This is a genomic window from Ruegeria sp. AL3 (assembly GCF_056536065.1).
This window is the reverse complement of sequence record NZ_JBQFJG010000001.1, coordinates 2,407,172-2,421,203: the sequence shown is the minus strand read 5'-3', so window position 1 is coordinate 2,421,203 and position 14,032 is coordinate 2,407,172. Positions and strand designations below refer to the sequence as shown.

The 14,032-nt window shown below is 59.6% G+C and carries 12 protein-coding genes; 11 read left to right on the top strand and 1 reads right to left on the bottom strand.

Annotation, left to right across the window (positions count from 1 at the left end):
• Positions 1 to 77: 77 nt before the first annotated feature.
• The 9 genes from ACR3E6_RS12240 (at position 78) to metG (ending at position 9,429) form a co-directional block, all read left to right on the top strand.
• A complete protein-coding gene (locus ACR3E6_RS12240) occupies positions 78 to 1,928 on the top strand; it encodes an ABC-F family ATP-binding cassette domain-containing protein (RefSeq protein ID WP_480487332.1) in 1,851 nt (616 codons plus the stop codon).
• Complete coding sequence (locus tag ACR3E6_RS12235; protein WP_171723418.1) at positions 1,925 to 2,317, top strand: ACT domain-containing protein; 393 nt, start codon at positions 1,925 to 1,927, stop codon at positions 2,315 to 2,317. The genes ACR3E6_RS12240 and ACR3E6_RS12235 overlap by 4 nt, the downstream gene beginning before the upstream one ends.
• Positions 2,314 to 2,934 carry a MarC family protein gene (locus ACR3E6_RS12230; RefSeq protein WP_171632979.1) on the top strand — a complete coding sequence of 207 codons (621 nt, stop codon included), beginning with the start codon at positions 2,314 to 2,316 and terminating at the stop codon, positions 2,932 to 2,934. Before ACR3E6_RS12235 ends, ACR3E6_RS12230 begins: the two co-directional genes overlap by 4 nt.
• 41 nt (positions 2,935 to 2,975) lie before the next feature.
• A complete protein-coding gene (locus tag ACR3E6_RS12225) occupies positions 2,976 to 3,557 on the top strand; it encodes a retropepsin-like aspartic protease family protein (protein ID WP_171632981.1) in 582 nt (193 codons plus the stop codon).
• Positions 3,558 to 3,605: 48 nt separating this feature from the next.
• A complete protein-coding gene (locus ACR3E6_RS12220) occupies positions 3,606 to 4,226 on the top strand; it encodes an ImuA family protein (RefSeq protein WP_152457744.1) in 621 nt (206 codons plus the stop codon).
• A gap of 62 nt (positions 4,227 to 4,288) precedes the next feature.
• Complete coding sequence (locus ACR3E6_RS12215) at positions 4,289 to 5,503, top strand: MFS transporter (protein ID WP_171723420.1); 1,215 nt, start codon at positions 4,289 to 4,291, stop codon at positions 5,501 to 5,503.
• On the top strand, positions 5,500 to 6,096 hold the full coding sequence (locus ACR3E6_RS12210; protein WP_480487329.1) for a YceI family protein: 597 nt from the start codon (positions 5,500 to 5,502) through the stop codon (positions 6,094 to 6,096). Before ACR3E6_RS12215 ends, ACR3E6_RS12210 begins: the two co-directional genes overlap by 4 nt.
• 80 nt (positions 6,097 to 6,176) lie before the next feature.
• Positions 6,177 to 7,397, top strand: coding sequence for an MFS transporter (locus ACR3E6_RS12205; protein ID WP_171632989.1), 1,221 nt, complete (start codon positions 6,177 to 6,179; stop codon positions 7,395 to 7,397).
• A gap of 286 nt (positions 7,398 to 7,683) precedes the next feature.
• Positions 7,684 to 9,429, top strand: coding sequence for a methionine--tRNA ligase (metG, locus tag ACR3E6_RS12200; RefSeq protein ID WP_480487327.1), 1,746 nt, complete (start codon positions 7,684 to 7,686; stop codon positions 9,427 to 9,429).
• Between the two features lie 130 nt (positions 9,430 to 9,559).
• Here metG and ACR3E6_RS12195 read toward each other — a convergent pair whose 3' ends face one another.
• Positions 9,560 to 9,733 (bottom strand): hypothetical protein, encoded by a 174-nt coding sequence (locus tag ACR3E6_RS12195; protein ID WP_480487325.1) that lies wholly within the window; start codon positions 9,731 to 9,733, stop codon positions 9,560 to 9,562.
• Between ACR3E6_RS12195 and ACR3E6_RS12190 the strand changes: the two genes are divergently transcribed.
• On the top strand, positions 9,732 to 10,832 hold the full coding sequence (locus ACR3E6_RS12190; RefSeq protein WP_171639648.1) for an efflux RND transporter periplasmic adaptor subunit: 1,101 nt from the start codon (positions 9,732 to 9,734) through the stop codon (positions 10,830 to 10,832). The two genes, ACR3E6_RS12195 and ACR3E6_RS12190, sit on opposite strands and share 2 nt — an antisense overlap.
• 3 nt (positions 10,833 to 10,835) lie before the next feature.
• Positions 10,836 to 13,973: an efflux RND transporter permease subunit gene (locus tag ACR3E6_RS12185; RefSeq protein ID WP_480487323.1), complete on the top strand. Its 3,138-nt coding sequence runs from the start codon at positions 10,836 to 10,838 to the stop codon at positions 13,971 to 13,973.
• Positions 13,974 to 14,032 lie beyond the last annotated feature (59 nt).

The following is a 14,032-nucleotide window of genomic DNA, read 5'->3' as shown; positions in this document are numbered from 1 at the left end:
CAGCGCTATCACATTGCTGAAAGCTTGAACATGCCGAGCCGCTGGCGGTGGCAACACAGCTCTGCTAAGAGCGCCCCATGTTACGGATCGAAGACATCACCTATGCCGTTGAAGGTCGCCCGTTGTTTGACGGCGCAACCGCGACAATTCCCGATGGTCACAAGGTTGGCCTTGTCGGTCGGAACGGAACCGGAAAGACCACGCTGTTCCGCCTGATCCGGGGCGAGTTGGCTTTGGAATCGGGAAATATCTCGGTCCCGAAACGCGCTCGGATCGGTGGCGTGGCGCAAGAGGTGCCCTCCTCCGACGTCTCGCTGATCAATACAGTTCTGGCCGCCGATACCGAACGCAGTGCGTTGATGGCCGAGGCCGAAAGCGCCGAAGACCCGATACGCATCGCTGAGATTCAGACACGTCTGGCCGATATCGACGCCTGGTCCGCCGAGGCCCGCGCAGCTTCGATCCTCAAGGGGTTGGGCTTTGACGACGAAGACCAGCAGCGCCCCTGTTCGGATTTCTCGGGCGGGTGGCGGATGCGCGTTGCGCTGGCGGCGGTGCTGTTTTCTCAGCCCGATCTGCTGCTGCTGGACGAACCGACCAACTATCTGGACCTCGAAGGCGCGCTTTGGCTGGAAAGCTACCTAGCCAAATATCCGCACACGGTCATTATCATCAGCCACGACCGCGGCCTTCTGAACCGCGCCGTGGGGTCGATCCTGCATCTGGAAGACCGCAAGCTGACCTATTACGCGGTGCCCTACGACAAGTTCGCGGAACGCCGTGCGGAACGGCTGGCACAGGCGGAATCGGAAAACGCCAAGGCCAAGGCCCGCATCGCACATCTGCAAAGCTTTGTGGATCGGTTCCGCTACAAGGCGTCGAAGGCCGTTCAGGCCCAGTCGCGCCTGAAGATGATCGAACGCATCCAACTGGTCTCGACCCCGCAAGAGGCCGCCCTGCGCGCCTTCAGCTTTCCGGAACCCGAGGAACTGTCGCCGCCGATCATCCAGATCGAAGGCGGCGTCACCGGCTATGGCGAAACCGAAGTGCTGCGCCGCCTGAACCTGCGTATCGATCAGGATGACCGTATCGCGCTGTTGGGCAAGAACGGACAGGGCAAGTCGACCTTGTCCAAGCTGCTGTCGGACCGGCTGCTCCTCATGGCGGGCAAGATGACCCGCAGCAACAAGCTGCGCATCGGGTATTTCGCACAGCATCAGGTGGATGAGCTTTACGTGGACGAAACGCCGCTGGACCACCTGCGCCGTCTGCGCCCCGACGAAGCGCCGGGCAAGTGGCGCTCGCGTCTGGCCGGGTTCGGGTTGAATGCGGATCAGGCGGAAACCGAGGTCGGGCGCCTGTCGGGCGGACAGAAAGCGCGGCTTTCACTGCTGCTCGCCACGATCGACGCGCCCCATATGCTGATCCTTGACGAGCCGACCAACCACCTTGACATCGAAAGCCGCGAGGCGCTGGTCGAGGCGCTGACGGCCTATTCCGGCGCGGTGGTTCTGGTCAGTCACGACATGCACCTGCTGAGCCTTGTCGCGGATCGTCTCTGGCTGGTTTCGGACGGTACCGTCAAACCTTTCGACGGCGACCTTGAAGCCTATCGGTCCCTGCTGCTGGCGCGCGACAGACCCGTCAGGGAAAAGCCCCGCGCGGTCAAATCGAAACGCCCCCCACGCGAGACGATACTGGCCTTGCGTGCGGATCTGCGCAAATGCGAGGACCGAATCGAAAAGCTGACGGAAATGCACGACAGGCTTTCGACCAAACTGGCCGATCCGGCGCTGTACGAGGACGAAAGGATCAACGACCTGGAAACCTGGAACCGCAAGTTCACCGAAGTCACCGAGGCCATGCAAAAAGCCGAGGCATTGTGGGTCGCGGCCGCCGAACGGCTTGAACAGGCAGAAACCGCATGAGCACGCCCATCACGGACACCGACGCCATGATCGCAGGTATGCAGCCCGACTTGCAGCCCGGTGAATTTGCCTTTGTCGTCTGGCCTGACAACAAACCCTGGCCTGACGGAACACGTGCAAGCTGCGTCGAGGCGGAGGGGTTGTCCCTGATCGTCCCGATTGACAGCGCGCCACAAGACACGGTCGCCATGCACTGCATCACATTGCAGGTTCATTCCTCTCTGGAGGGCGTGGGCCTTACCGCTGCTGTATCTGGTGCTTTGGCGCGGCAGGGAATACCTGCAAACATGGTCGCGGGATATCACCACGACCACATCTATGTCCCCGCAGCGCAGTCGCAAGACGCCTTGCGGGTCCTACAAGACCTGCAACGGAGCAGCAAACAGTGATAGACAGCGCATTCCTGATTACTGCGTTCACGACGCTATTCGTGGTGCTCGACCCGCCTGCGCAAACACCGATCTTTGTGGCACTGACCCAGGGCATGGATTGGAACACGCGCCGCTCGATCGCAATCCGCGCGTGTCTGACGGCGGGCGTCATTCTGGCCATGTTTGCCGCCTTTGGCGAAGCCCTGCTGGGGTTTGTCGGTATCTCGATGGAGGCATTCCGGGTCGCAGGTGGCGTCCTGCTGTTCCTGACAGCGCTCGACATGCTGTTTGAACGCCGAACAAAACGGCGTGAAACCAGCGCCGAGGAAGAAGAGCACCCGGATCCATCGGTCTTTCCGCTGGGCATCCCGCTGATTGCAGGCCCCGGATCGATTGCAACGATGATTCTGCTTGCGGGTCAGCAGCCCGGTATACAGGGGTTGGCCATCGTCATCGGTGTGATGCTGGTCGTGCTGGCGATGGTGTTCGTGATGTATCTGACATCCGGCGCTGTGGCCCGTATTCTGGGCAAGACCGGGCTGAACGTACTGACCCGCCTGCTGGGCATGTTGCTGGCAGCTTTGTCGGTTCAGTTCATCTTGGATGGCCTCAAGGCCTTTGGATTTGCGTCCTGAATTCCCATGTATCACTCAGATAGTCTTGTTGGGATAACGGTATGGATGGCGACAGCATTGCACGTTTGGCGTATCTGAGCTTGCTCGGCGCAGCGGTGGTGGCCTGGTTCATCTCTCAGAACCGGCAATCGCTGAACAAGACCCTGCAACAGATGATGGCCTGGGTGTTCATCTTTATTGGCGTGATAGCCGTCATCGGCTTGTGGGAAGACATACGGTCTTCGGTTGGCCCTGCCCCGCAGATGACCGTCACCGGCAACGCGATCGAGGTGCCTCGTGCCTATGATGGTCACTATTACCTTCCGGTTTTGGTGAATGGTGAGCCGATCAACTTTCTTGTCGACACCGGCGCCAGCCAGATCGTTCTCAGTGCCCGGGACGCAGAACGTGTAGGCATCGATCCCGATCAACTGAACTATTTCGGCCGCGCCCTGACCGCCAACGGCGAGGTGCGCACGGCGCCGGTGCGGCTTGACACCCTGACCGCAGGGCCCATTACCGACCAGAACGTATCGGCCTGGGTCAATGAGGGCGAGCTGGACAAGTCGCTTCTGGGGATGGAATATCTGCATCGTTTCTCGAGCGTCCAATTTGCAAATGGTAAGTTGATCTTGTCTCGTTGACGGCCCGGGCAGCTTGAGAACAAAAATAGAACATGCTAGTGTTCCGGCATGTCCACTCAGCTTCTTGGCCACAAAACTGCGCGTCAGGCACCGGGGGTAAAGCTCCATCCGCAGATCACCCTGGAACTGGGCCGCGTGCACGAGGCATGCGGCCCCGCCCGGCGCAGCTTTGCCATGTGGCTGGCCAGTCAGACGCAGGGGCCGGTCTTGTGGATTTCCCCCGCCTGGGAACCCGGCCAGCTGAACCCCGATGGGATGATGGCCTTTGCCGATCCGGCCCGGTTCATATTTGTTCATCCCACCCGTGCCGAAGATCTGCTGTGGTGCCTGGAGGAGGCGCTGCGCAGCGGGGCCATTCCGCTGATAATCGGCGACCTGCCCGGCGCACCGGGGCTCACGCCGATACGCCGGATGCATCTGGCTGCCGAACAGGGGGGTGCGATGGGGCGGGCTCCGCTTGGTTTGCTGCTGACACCCGGAGATGGCGGCGCGCAAGGGGTTGAAACGCGCTGGCACATGGCGGCCACCCATCGGGATGAGGCTCGGATCTGGGCTCTGACACGCCGCCGCGCCCGTGCCCTGCCCCCGGTCACATGGCAGGCCACCATGACCGCCGCTCGTGCCGGGTTGCATCTGGAACGGATCGAAACCGAAGACACACCGGCATAAAGCCACACGGATCACGCAAGAAGTGACTGGTCAAAACCCGGGCCGCGCCCTAGCGTCACGACATGAGCCATCCGATCCATGACAGCCGCTATTCCTGGCTTCGCCTTCTGATCACGCTCGCCATTGCAACAGTGGCGAATGTCGGCATGTGGGCCGTGATCGTGGTCATGCCCGCAGTTGAAACCGAATTCGGGGCCGGTCGTGCCGAAGCCTCGATGCCGTACACTCTGGCAATGATCGGTTTTGCCCTGGGCAACATGTGGCTGGGGCAGGTAGTGGACCGGCTGGGCGTCACCAGCGCCCTGATCGGAGCAGCCGTCTTAAGTGCGCTGAGCTACGTGCTGGCAACGCTGGCACCAAGCATAATGTTGCTATCCGCGGCACATCTCCTGCTGGGGCTGGGCACATCGATTGGGTTTGGCCCGCTGATCGCAGATATCTCACATTGGTTCATGAAACGGCGCGGCATTGCCGTCGCGTTGGTCGCCAGTGGGAATTACCTGTCCGGCGCCATCTGGCCCACCATGCTGTCCGGAATTCTGGCGCGGGATGGATGGCAACAGGTCTATCTGACGCTCGCCGTGCTGACGCTTGTCGTCGTCATTCCCCTGTCGCTGCTGCTACGCCGCAGGGTTCCGGTCGAGGCACACAGCACCGCCGCAGCATCCGCCAAAATCAATGCACGAAGTGTCGGTGTATCACCGCGCGCGCTGCAATATATTCTGGGCCTGGCCGGGATCGGTTGTTGTGTCGCCATGTCGATGCCACAGGTTCATATCGTCTCCTATTGCGTCGGGCTGGGATATGGACCCGCGGTCGGGGCCGAGATGCTGTCACTGATGTTATTGGGTGGTGTTGTCAGCCGGATCATCTCGGGTTTGTTGGCAGATCGGCTGGGCGGGGTCCTGACGCTTTTGATCGGTTCGCTCCTGCAATGTATCGCCCTGTTCCTGTTCCTGCCCTACGATGGAATGGTGTCGCTTTATGCCATCAGTCTGCTCTTTGGTCTGGCACAGGGCGGCATCGTGCCCAGCTATGCGTTGATTGTCCGCGAATACATGCCGCCGCGAGAAGCTGGCGCGCGCGTCGGGTTCGTCATGATGATGACTATTCTTGGCATGGCACTCGGTGGCTGGATGTCAGGATGGATCTACGACCTCACCGGAAGCTACCAACTGGCGTTCGTGAATGGCATCCTTTGGAACGGTCTGAACATTGCAATCGTTCTGATGCTGCTCAGAAGATCCCGCCCTACACGGGAAGGCGTCATGGCATGACCCTTCTGACCCGTCGCAGCCTGCTTGCCGGGCTGGCAACCCTGCCCCTGACCCGGGCAGCACAAGCCGCATTGCGGCCATACATCCTGTCGGATGAAGGCACCCGGGTCGGGTTCACCTTTGATCTTGCGGGGGTGACACAGTCAGGGACGGTGCCGATCCGGACCGCCGATGTTCAGATTGACACAGATCGGCTACAGAACAGCCAGGTCACGGTGACACTGGACGTCAGCAAAGCCAGAACACGGCTGCCCTTTGCCCGTATGCCCATGCTCAGCCCCAGCGTTTTGGACGCGAAACAGCACCCAACGATCCGGTTTGTGTCAACAGACATACAACTGGGCGCGGAAGGGCGAATATCAGATGGCGCTCGGATCACGGGTGATCTGACGGTCCGCGGCGTGACCCGCCCGATCACATTGGAGGCCAATCTGTACCGGCAGGCGGGAAGTGCGGCAAACGATCTCAGCCGTCTGACCTTTGGTCTGAAGGGCGCCTTGAACCGGCACGACTTCGGAGCTTCGGGCTATCCTGACCTGGTTGATGACACTGTCGGCCTGGACATCCGCGCCGAGATCATACGCGCGACCTGATCGCCGAACGGCAAAAAACGACTCGCTAAAGTCGAATTGATGCGCGCATTGTGCGGCGACCCTGCCAATCTGAGACCACCATGCGCACGATCATTTCATTTGCCGCCCTGTTTCTTTCGGTCATTCTGCTTCAGCTTTCGACAGGAGGCGTCGGGCCACTCGATGCCATTTCCGGCATCACGCTGGATTTCACGACCGAACAGATCGGTCTTTTGGGGTCTTCGCACTTTCTGGGGTTTTTCATCGGCTGCTGGTGGGCGCCACGTCTGATGGGCAATGTCGGTCATTCACGCGCATTTGCAGTTTGCACCGCGTTGGGCGCGATGGGTCTCATCGGACATACGCTGACCGAAAACCCATATATCTGGGCCGCCCTTCGTGTGGCCTCGGGCACCTGCGTCGCAGGCGCATACACGGTGATCGAGGCATGGCTGAACGCAAAGGTCACCAATGAAACCCGAGGGCGTGCAATGGGAACGTACCGGATCGCGGATATGGGCGCGTCCCTGTGCGCCCAGTTGATTATCGCCGTTCTGCCCCCGGCCTCTTACGTCTCGTACAACCTGCTGGCGATCCTGTGCTGTGCGTCACTTCTGCCGCTGACGCTGACCAAAGCAAGCCAACCCAAAACACCCGACGCGCCCCGTCTGAAACCCAAGCTGGCTTGGCGCAGCTCACCCTTGGCCGTGGCTGGCGTGATCGTGGCCGCGCTCAGCTCGGCCTCGTTCCGAATGGTGGGTCCGGTTTACGGGCAAGAGGTCGGACTGGGCGTCGATCAGATCGCATTCTTCCTGGCCTCTTTCGTACTGGGTGGAGCGCTTGCTCAATACCCTGTCGGCTGGCTGGCTGATAAATATGACCGGCGCTGGGTGCTGATCTGGCTGTCAGCTGCCGCGGTATTCAGCTGCGGCGTCACCATGGCGGCCAGCGGCACCGGAACGATCGGAGTCATGTCGGCGGCCGTGTTCTTCGGCCTGACAACCTTCCCGATCTTCTCGGTCTCTTCCGCCCACGCAAACGACTTTGCCACGTCCGAGGAACGGGTGGAACTCTCGGCTGCCCTGATGTTCTGGTTTGCCTTGGGGGCAATTGCATCGCCCTACATAACCTCGACCCTGATCCAGCAATTTGGCCCCGGTGCCCTTTTTGCCTTCGTGGCGTTCGGGCATGTCTTCCTGATCGTGTTTGGTCTGGCGCGGATGCGGTCTCGCCCCACCCCCGAGGAGCGCACGAATTATGTTTACGCCCCGCGCACCTCATTCACGATTGGTCGCCTTCTGAAACGATCACGGGAAGACTGAACAACCCAACGCCCCCGTTTTTTGAATATCTTTTGTGATCGCCCCGGCCTTTTCGGTCGGTTCGGTATGGAACAAGGAGAAGGCGCTGCCACTCGGAGTCGCAGCGTTGAGACCCCTCTGTTCACTTCAGTGGCATTTTACGTCTCCGGAACGCGATCCAGACCGTCGCGGCAGCACGATTTTCGATCCCTTCGGGATCTAAATCGACAAGCAAGTCAATGCCGGGCTTTTGCTGGGCGATCACATCATGTAGACGGGCGCGCAGACAGTTACGCGGAAACGGATCATGGCTCGGATTCTCATCACCTCGGCGATCCCCTACATCAACGGGATCAAACACCTCGGCAATCTGATCGGCTCGCAATTGCCGGCTGATTTGTACGCACGCTACCAGCGTGGCCGGGGGAACGAGGTCATGTTCCTGTGCGCCACGGATGAACACGGCACACCCGCCGAGCTGGCCGCCGCCAAGGCTGGCAAGCCGGTGGCGGAATATTGCGCCGACATGTATGCGATTCAGGCCGATATCGCCAACCGGTTTGGTCTCAGCTTCGATCACTTCGGCCGCTCGTCCAGCGACCAGAACAAGCGCCTGACCCAGCATTTTGCGGGCAAGCTGGATGACGCGGGCCTGATCCGCGAAGTCAGCGAGAAACAGGTGTATTCCAACGCCGATGGCCGCTTTCTGCCTGACCGGTATATCGAAGGCACCTGCCCTAATTGCGGCTATGATCGCGCACGCGGCGACCAGTGCGAAAACTGCACCAAACAATTGGATCCGACGGACCTGATCGAGCCGCGCTCGGCCATTTCCGGATCCACCGATCTGGAAGTGCGCGAGACCAAGCACCTGTATCTGCGTCAATCCGCGATGAAGGACAAGCTGGATGCGTGGATCGACAGCAAGACGGACTGGCCGATCCTGACCACTTCGATTGCCAAGAAGTGGCTGCATGACGGCGACGGCTTGCAGGACCGTGGCATTACCCGCGATCTGGACTGGGGTGTACCGGTCAAGAAAGGCGATCAGGATTGGCCGGGGATGGAAGGCAAGGTCTTTTACGTCTGGTTCGACGCCCCCATCGAATACATCGCCTGCGCCAAGGAATGGGCGGACGCCAACGGCAGGACTGATGCGGATTGGGAACGCTGGTGGCGCACCGACAAGGGCGCGGACGACGTGCGCTATGTCCAGTTCATGGGCAAGGACAACGTGCCGTTCCATACCCTGTCCTTCCCGGCCACCATCCTGGGCACCAACGCGCATAATGAAGAGGCCGGATCACCCGAAAGCTGGAAGCTGGTGGATTACATCAAGTCGTTCAACTACCTGAATTATGACGGCGGCCAGTTTTCGACCAGCCAGGGCCGTGGCGTGTTCATGGATCAGGCGCTGGACATTCTGCCTGCCGATTACTGGCGCTGGTGGCTGCTGAGCCATGCACCCGAAAGCAGCGACAGCGAATTTACCTGGGAGAATTTCCAGCAATCGGTGAATAAGGACCTTGCAGACGTTCTGGGCAACTTTGTCAGCCGCATCACCAAATTCTGCCGCTCGAAATTTGGTGAGACCGTGCCCGAAGGTGGACAGTTCGGCCCCCGTGAACAGGCCTTGATCGAAGAGCTCACCAAACGTGTCCGCGCCTATGAAGGCCATATGGAGGCGATGGAGGTTCGCAAATCCGCGCAGGAGCTGCGGGCAATCTGGGTCGCAGGAAATGAATATCTACAGGCCGCAGCTCCGTGGTCCACATTCAAGGAAGACCCCGAGCAGGCCGCCGCGCAGGTACGTCTTGGCCTGAACCTGATCCGGCTTTACGCCGTTCTCAGCGCACCGTTCATCCCCGACACCTCGGCCCGCATGCTGAGCGCGATGAACACTCTGGATACCAGCTGGCCCGATGATGTTGCCACCGCATTGAACGCCTTGCCGTCCGGCCACGACTTTGCCGTGCCAGACGTTCTGTTCGCCAAGATAACGGATGAACAGCGCGAAGAATGGCAGGACAGGTTCGCGGGAACCCGCGACTGATCGGTCCGGCACAATAGACCCGGGGGGCCCATTTCGGGCCCCTTTTGTTTGGGCCACGCGGCTGCGTCAGGGCCTAAGCCAGCATAAGTGCTTGAACTTTTGACCTCCGCCCTGACCAGCGCGGGACTCATCACGCTTGAGATATCGGCACAAAAAAGTCATCCTGAGACAAGGTTCCTCCGACTCGCGTCGCCGTGGCGACTGGGTCGGTATCTTTTGTTTCTGCATCGATCGAGGCTTTCGCCATGTCCCCAGCATTCCTTTCACCCAACAAGACCAGCAGGCATTTGGCCGCCGCATTCATGCTGATGTCCTTGGGTTTGGCGCATCCGGCGACCGCGCAGGAAGAAGGGGCACCGCCAAAGGTTTCGATAGCGGCGGCCTATACCGAGGAAATCACCGACGAAGCCACGTTCATCGGACGCGCCGAGGCAATCAACAAGGTCGATATCGTGGCGCGGGTGAACGGATTTCTCAACAGCCGCGAGGTCGAGGATGGGGCGACCGTCAAAGAAGGCGATCTGCTGTTCACCATCGAACCCGACCTGTACGAGGCGACGCTTGAGGCCCGAAAGGCCGATCTGAACCGGGCCGAAGCAAATCTTGAACTGGCAAAGGTCGATCTGGCGCGTAAAGAAGAACTTTACAAACGCGACGCGACACCTGAGTCAGAACGCGACATTGCCCGCGCCAACGAACTGGTCGCCGAGGCAGAGGTGAAGGCGGCCAATGCTGCAATCCAGCAGGCCGAGCTTGACCTGAGCTACACGCAGATACATGCGCCATTCGACGGCCGTATCGGCAGGATCACGACCAGCGTCGGAGATGTGGTCGGCCCAAACAATCCTCCTCTGGTCAATATCGTCAGCGAGACGCCCATATATGTGAATTTCTCGTTGAACGAAAAGCTCTTCACCTCAGTCTTGCAGACTTATGGTGAAAACTCGGCATCGCTGGCGGAAAGCCCGCAAAGCCCGAATGTGCACGTCATCCTGCCCAACGGCACCAAGATGGATGAAGTCGGCAGAATTGTATTCGTTGACAACCGTATCGACCCATTGACCGGCGCAATTACCATTCGCGCCCAGTTCGACAACGCGGACCGGCTGATTCTGGATGGCGCCTTTGTGAATGTGCAGATCGAAGCGCTGGAACCGACCTTGCAGGTGTTGGTGCCTCAAGCCGCCTTGCAGCGCGATCAGCGGGGTGAGTTTGTCCTGGTGGTCAACGACAAGCAGATGGTTGAACAGCGTTACATCACCACCGGTGACACGGTCGGAACCGCGATTATCGTGCTGGACGGGCTGCGCGAAGGCGAAAGCGTCATTGTCGAGGGCCTGCAACGGGTTCGCCCCGGCGTCGCTGTTGACGCAGTCGTCGCCTCTGAACAACCGGGAGAGTAACAGATGTTCTCAGCCCTGTTCATCAGCCGGCCCAAGCTGGCGCTCGTCATTTCGCTGGTGCTGACCATCATGGGCGGTATCGGATACCTTGTGCTGCCGGTCGCGCAGTTTCCCGATATCACGCCGCCCGTGGTCAACGTCTCGACCACCTATACCGGCGCAAACGCCGAGACCGTTGAAAATACCGTTGCCGCGCCGATCGAGGCGCAGGTCAACGGTGTGGACGACATGATCTACATGACGTCCAGATCATCGGACAACGGGTCCTATTCGCTGGATGTGACCTTTGAGGTCGGCACCGATCCTGACATCGCATCGGTCAACGTTCAAAACCGGGTGGCGCAGGCCATGTCGTCGCTGCCAGCCGAAGTGACTTCGTCCGGCGTGGTGACACAGAAATCTTCGACCAACATGCTGATGCTGGTCACTCTGACCTCACCAAATGGGACCTATGACAGTGTGTTCCTGTCGAACTATGCCTCGATCAATCTGCGCGATGCGCTGGCCCGCGTGCAGGGCGTCGGCAAGGCCGATGTTCTGACCAACCTTGAATACGCCATGCGGATCTGGATGGACCCGGACAAGATGGCGGCGCTGTCCATCACACCGGGGGATGTCATCAATGCGATCCGGGAACAGAATATCGAAGTATCCGCCGGTTCGATCGGTGCGCCACCCGTTCCCGAAGGGCAGACGTTTCAATACACGATTAAATCCAAAGGCCGTCTGACCTCCGCAGAGGAATTCGGTGACATTGTCATCCGGACAGGTGACGCCGGTGCCATCGTCCGCGTCAAAGACATCGCCCGGGTAGAGCTTGGCGCGGAATATTATGCGGCTTCCGGCTATTTTCAGGCGGTTCCAGCCACGGTTATCGGCATCTATCAGGCCCCCGGTGCAAACGCTTTGGCGGTTTCGGAACGCGTGCAGGCGGAATTGGAGCGGCTGTCCCGCGCCTTTCCGACAGATGTCGAATATGATGTCCCCTTCAACACGACCGACTTTGTCGAGGCGTCTTTGAACGATGTGGTCTCGACCCTGATCCTGACCTTCATTCTGGTTATTTCGGTTGTGTTCGTGTTCCTTGGAAGTTGGCGCGCAACGATCATTCCGGCGGTGGCAATCCCGGTATCCCTGATCGGTACTTTTGCCTTCCTGCTGGCGTTTGGGATGTCGCTGAACACCATCTCGCTGTTCGCCTTGGTGCTGGCCATCGGTATCGTGGTGGATGACGCCATCGTCGTCGTCGAAAACGTGGAGCGCATCATTGCCGATGAAGGGTTGCCCCCTGCTGAAGCCACCCGTAAAGCCATGGGCCAGATCACGGGGCCGGTCATCGCGACCACACTGGTTCTTTTGGCGGTGTTCGTGCCGGTCACGTTCATGCCCGGCATCTCGGGGCGGCTGTACTCCCAATTTGCCATAACGATCTCGACCGCTGTCGTAATCTCTTCCATCAACGCTCTGACCCTTTCGCCCGCCCTGTGCGGCTTAGTTCTTCGTCCCCGGTCCGGCCCTCCCAAAGGGGTGCTTGCGATGTTCGAAAACTTCATCGGCACCGTGCGCAACGGCTATGTGGCCATTGTACGAAAGCTGTTGGTTTTTCCGGCCATTGCGCTGGCCATCGTGGTTGGGCTTGGCATGGGAACCGGAACAATCATGTCCAACACCTCGGCCGGGTTTATTCCGCTTGAAGACAACGGGTATCTGTTCGTTGATGTTCAGTTGCCTGATGCCGCAACGTTGGAACGGACCGAGGCGGTCACTGCTCGTCTTGACGAACAGATAAGTGAAATCCCGGGCGTCGCGAGCACGGTTCTGGTCAACGGCTTTTCGATGCTGAACGGCACGATCACCAACGGCGCTGCGATTTTCGTCAATCTCGAAAACTGGAGCGAACGGCAAGAAGAGGATCTGAGCGCGGACGCCATTCTGGCCAAAGTGCTGGCGATCGCGAACGGTGAATCAGCAGCTTCGGTCCTTGCATTCAACCCACCGCCCATCCAGGGCCTTGGTATGTCCGCCGGTGTCGAGATGGAAGTTCAGCAAACCGGTGGTGGCACTCCGCAGGATCTGGCCTCGGCCGTGGGTTCGTTCGTGTATTCGGCCAATCAGAGACCCGAGATTGGGCAGGCCTATACGACCTTCCGCGCCAACGTCCCACAGCTGTTCGTTGATCTGGACCGCGAAAAAGCCAAAACGCTGAATGTCTCGGTCGCCGAGATATTTCAGACCATGCAGGCGCAGCTGGGATCTTACTATGTCAATGACTTCAACCTGTTCGGCCGTGTCTATCGCGTGATGATTCAGGCCGATGGGACCTATCGGGACAATGTCGAAGATATCGCGAACCTCTATGTCCGTTCTCAAAACGGAGACATGGTGCCGCTGGGGACACTGATCGACGTTGAAAACGTGCTGGGTCCGGTTCTGCTGAAGCGCCACAACCTGTTCCGGTCGGCCACGGTGACGGCGGTCCCTGCACCCGGCTTGTCCAGCGGCGATGCAATCAACGTGATGACCGAAGAATCCGCGACCGCCCTGCCCCCGGGCTATGCGTTCGAATGGACAGGGACAGCGCAGCAGCAGCTGGCCTCGGGAAGTCTGGTGATCATCATCCTCGGGCTTGCCATCCTGTTCGGTTACTTGTTCCTGGTGGGTCAGTATGAAAGTTGGACGCTACCTGTTTCAATCCTGCTTTCCGTTGTCGTTGCCTTGTTTGGGGCCGTGGCGGCGGTGGCCATCGTGGGCAGTGACATCAACCTCTATACGCAGATCGGTATGATCATGCTTGTCGGGCTGGCCTCGAAAAACGGTATTCTGATCGTCGAGTTCGCCATGGAGCAACGCGCCAAGGGGCTGTCCATCAAAGAGGCCGCAGCAGAGGCAGCATATCAGCGTTTCCGCGCTGTGATGATGACTGCGCTGTCCTTCCTACTTGGCGTTGTCCCCCTGCTGGCCGCCAACGGAGCCGGTGCCGCCAGCCAGAAGGCGATTGGTGTCGCGGTATTTGGCGGGATGCTGGCCGCAACGCTGGTTGGTGTGATCGTGGTACCCGTGCTCTATGCCCTGATGCAAGGCATGCGGGAATGGTTGAAGGGCAACAAGAGCGGCCCCGACCCTACGGAAAAAGCCGCCTGAACACCGAAAGCCCCATCTGAACTGTTGGGGCTTTTTTGCAATTCCGCTACTAGGATTCA

Excerpts from the sequence above, each read along its gene's own strand:
- ACR3E6_RS12240 (WP_480487332.1), top strand. The coding sequence starts at position 78 with ATGTTACGGATCGAAGACATCACCTATGCCGTTGAAGGTCGCCCGTTG.
- ACR3E6_RS12235 (WP_171723418.1), top strand. The coding sequence starts at position 1,925 with ATGAGCACGCCCATCACGGACACCGACGCCATGATCGCAGGTATGCAG.
- ACR3E6_RS12225 (WP_171632981.1), top strand. The coding sequence starts at position 2,976 with ATGGATGGCGACAGCATTGCACGTTTGGCGTATCTGAGCTTGCTCGGC.
- ACR3E6_RS12220 (WP_152457744.1), top strand. The coding sequence starts at position 3,606 with ATGTCCACTCAGCTTCTTGGCCACAAAACTGCGCGTCAGGCACCGGGG.
- ACR3E6_RS12215 (WP_171723420.1), top strand. The coding sequence starts at position 4,289 with ATGAGCCATCCGATCCATGACAGCCGCTATTCCTGGCTTCGCCTTCTG.
- ACR3E6_RS12210 (WP_480487329.1), top strand. The coding sequence starts at position 5,500 with ATGACCCTTCTGACCCGTCGCAGCCTGCTTGCCGGGCTGGCAACCCTG.
- ACR3E6_RS12205 (WP_171632989.1), top strand. The coding sequence starts at position 6,177 with ATGCGCACGATCATTTCATTTGCCGCCCTGTTTCTTTCGGTCATTCTG.
- metG (WP_480487327.1), top strand. The coding sequence starts at position 7,684 with ATGGCTCGGATTCTCATCACCTCGGCGATCCCCTACATCAACGGGATC.
- ACR3E6_RS12190 (WP_171639648.1), top strand. The coding sequence starts at position 9,732 with ATGCTGATGTCCTTGGGTTTGGCGCATCCGGCGACCGCGCAGGAAGAA.
- ACR3E6_RS12195 (WP_480487325.1), bottom strand. The coding sequence starts at position 9,733 with ATGAATGCGGCGGCCAAATGCCTGCTGGTCTTGTTGGGTGAAAGGAAT.
- ACR3E6_RS12185 (WP_480487323.1), top strand. The coding sequence starts at position 10,836 with ATGTTCTCAGCCCTGTTCATCAGCCGGCCCAAGCTGGCGCTCGTCATT.